This window comes from Candidatus Neomarinimicrobiota bacterium (assembly GCA_022567655.1).
Lineage (GTDB): Bacteria > Fidelibacterota > SORT01 > SORT01 > SORT01 > JADFGO01.
On sequence record JADFGO010000140.1, the window covers coordinates 1 to 3,254 of the forward strand.

Annotated in this window: 2 protein-coding genes; one reads left to right on the forward strand and one right to left on the reverse strand. The window is 45.5% G+C overall.

The genetic code is table 11. The annotated features are described in order from the left end of the window. Positions 1 to 129: 129 nt before the first annotated feature. Complete coding sequence (locus IID12_10125) at positions 130 to 2,766, forward strand: T9SS type A sorting domain-containing protein (GenBank protein MCH8289439.1); 2,637 nt, start codon at positions 130 to 132, stop codon at positions 2,764 to 2,766. Between the two features lie 41 nt (positions 2,767 to 2,807). Here the strand turns inward: IID12_10125 and IID12_10130 are convergent, their stop codons facing one another. Further along, entirely contained in the window at positions 2,808 to 3,095 is a 288-nt protein-coding gene (locus IID12_10130; GenBank protein ID MCH8289440.1) for a hypothetical protein, read from the reverse strand. Positions 3,096 to 3,254: the final 159 nt, after the last annotated feature.

The following is a 3,254-nucleotide window of genomic DNA, read 5'->3' on the forward strand; positions in this document are numbered from 1 at the left end:
GGGCCGTTGCGAAAGAGTGCATTCGCGTCAAACTCACTCAGTTTCACATGGTTTGATGTGAACCGTATCGGTGCTTGGATAACAAATGAAGGGGAGTTTACCTCTTTTCGCATTTCGGGCAATGCCGGAATGGAATGGCCTCGAGACAGCAGCTTTACGATAATTTTCCAGTCAGGCATATGGATCGCGGGGTTGGTTGACTCTATTCCAAGAACAGCTGAAGCTGAATACGCTACAGAGTTTCGCGGCGGCACTTATGAAAGTTATCCCGATAACATGGACGATCAGCGTTTCAGAGTTTATTCCATTGGACCCTTCAGCGGTCCGGGCGATCACGATTGGGCTAATTGGCCTGTCTCCGATGGCGCTCCGACCGACTCGAACAGTGATCCACTTGCGTTTGGCGACAAATCTTATTGGTCTGTTTTCCACGACGCCGATAGCGCCGCTCACGATAGACTATTCGGAACTGATCCGCTCGGTATCGAGGTACGAATGACGATCTGGGGTTATGATCAGCCGGGAGCGTATGGCGATATCATGTTTCTGAACTTCCAGATTTTCAATAAGGGAAATAATTTTATTGAGGACGCTTTTGTGGCGCTCTGGCATGACTCTGATCTCGGTACTGCAACTGACGATCTTCTTGGTACCGATACACTTCTTCAGATGCAATATGTGTATAACGATGGCGCTGATAATGTCTATGGTGCTGCACCTCCTGCCATAGGATTTAAATTACTTCGCGGTCCCGCTGTTCCATCATTAGGTGACAGCGCTATCGCCTTCGGTAAATTGCTATCTGATCATACCAATGCAGGAATGTATGCAAGTTCCAAATTCGCAAACTCGGGTTTTCCCGAAACCAGTGATCCGGTAACTGCTTCCGAGGCATATTACTTTATGCAAGGATTGAACGGATTGGGTTTGACAAAAATTGATAATCTTGGCAATACAACCCGGTATGATTATACAGGCGACCCTGTCACGGGAGAAGGATGGATCCTTACGGGTGCCGGCGATTTACGTGGTATGATCTCCTTTGGTCCGCTTGATATGGCTCCCGGCGATTCAGTAGAGCTAATTGCCGCGGTAATTATTGCCCGGGATACGAGTGCCCTACATAGTCTTGCCAAATTAAGAGAGGTCTCTCGCAATGTTCAGGAGATCTTTGATAATGACTTTCAACTCCATGACTTCTCACTTCTCTCTCCTCTCGGAGGCGAACGGCTTACCGGAACTGTTTCAATTTTCTGGAACGCTTCAGATAAGGAAGGTGATATTCTAAATTTGGAACTCTATGCTATCTCTATACTTGGAGAAAAACTTTTCATAGACGAAAATCTACCCAACACCGGTAATTATCTTTGGAACACGGAATCAATGACTGATGGTTTCTACCTGCTTCAGGCATCTGTCTTCGACAGTTCCCTTGGCGATTTCGCTTTTCGACAGTCTGCATATTCGGATTCATTCTTTGTCATAGATAACGATGCCAACGGAATCCCATTCATACGCCTCATTACGCCATTTGATTCAATTGTATCCGGCTTAAAAGAGATAACTTGGAATGCCGTAGATATTGAGGATTCCACACTGCTGATAACATTGGATTACAGCGTGGATGAAGGTGAACACTGGATGACGGTGGAAAACAGTATTCCCAATTCAGGAAGCTATCTCTGGGATAGCAACGATTCGCCGAATTCCGATTCAGGTATGGTGATGCTTACAGCCTCAGACGGTGATGAATCGTTTAGCGCCGTTTCAATCATGTTTAAGCTGCGAAATGAACGGCAAGAACGAATAGAAAATGTCTTTACAAAATTGATCGGTCAGGCTCAAGGTCCAATGACGTTGAATATAATCGATTCATCAGCGTTGAAAGATCATGACTATATCATTGCTTTTCGTGAGGAAGAATTTACATCGGTTCTTGTCTACGACATTTTTGATGTTCATGATAATATAATTAAAGTCTCCGGAGCTTATCAGCTTACCGGGGCTGAAGGAGAGCTCTTTGACGGCATACGATTATCGATGTTCAATTATGGTTTCATCCAGCCATGGAAAACGGCTTGGACAGAGGTCACAGGAGACACGAGTACATATGAAATTGAGTATCTACAGTACCTTAGTAGCAGTCCTAAAAACTATGAACTTCGATTCTTAGGCGAAAATGCGTCTCAATCCTCGACAGGAGTCCCTCTACCCTTTCAAATCTGGAATGCTGCCGAGGACTATCAAGTCGCACTCATATTTGTCAGGGGTGAAAATGGTGAATGGGTGAGCGGTGAATCGATAATTTTTCTTGATAGTGAGGACAGTCGGCGTACAACAATTTCATTAATTATCTCGTGGGGTGAAACTGATCTTCCACCCGAAATTGGTGATATTCTCACTCTCTTTTACGGAAGTCCGCGGGCTGCCGGCGATCAAGTTGGGTTTAACTTGCAAGGCGACTTTGTCTCGGTCGACAAAAACCATCCCTTCTTTGTCCCACGAGAATTCGATCTCTCGCAAAACTACCCCAACCCCTTTAACCCTCTGACTCGGATAGAATACTCTCTTCCAGTGAGTTCAGAAGTTTTGTTGGTGATCTATAACCTTCGTGGACAGGAAGTAGCGCGGATTTTAAACGAGAGGCAAACTGAAGGAGTGCACACTATTGCATGGGACGCATCAAAATATGCTTCAGGCATCTACTTTTACCGCCTCACAGCCGGAGATTTTGTCCAAACAAGGAAGATGCTGCTGTTGAAATGAGATTAAGCCGGCTTATCTAACCATGAACAGAATGATGTTTATCAATCATCCACTTCCCCATCCTCCGGGAGTTTAAGCAGCTGGATCGTCTTCATGCACGATTCATGCACCGTCTGCTTGCGTATACCGAGCATGTTGCCTATCTCCTCGAACGTGAATCCTTTCGCGCGCAGTAGAAAGATCTCCACCTGCCGCTCGGTAAGTTTACGTGAATTGACGATGAACTCGCAAAGATTTTTTATCATCAGCTTGTAAAGTTTGGCTGTCGCCTCGGATTCTTCTAAAAACGCCGAATAACTCTGTTTCTCTGTTATGAAATCCAATGACATGGAACTTCCTCCTTTCAGGCTTTAAGCCTGTTTGTTGAAAGAAGCTCCGTGAGTGGTCACTTCTGTTTCAGCGCGTGATTGGGCTTCAATAATAGTCTCTTTGACACCCTAACCGCTACAATAATATGCGGGTTAGGGCTTGCCCTGACCGCACTGATG

What these genes read in the sequence shown, in the direction of transcription:
- IID12_10125 (MCH8289439.1), top strand. Translation starts at nt 130, where the DNA reads ATGGAATGGCCTCGAGACAGCAGCTTTACGATAATTTTCCAGTCAGGC.
- IID12_10130 (MCH8289440.1), bottom strand. Translation starts at nt 3,095, where the DNA reads ATGTCATTGGATTTCATAACAGAGAAACAGAGTTATTCGGCGTTTTTA.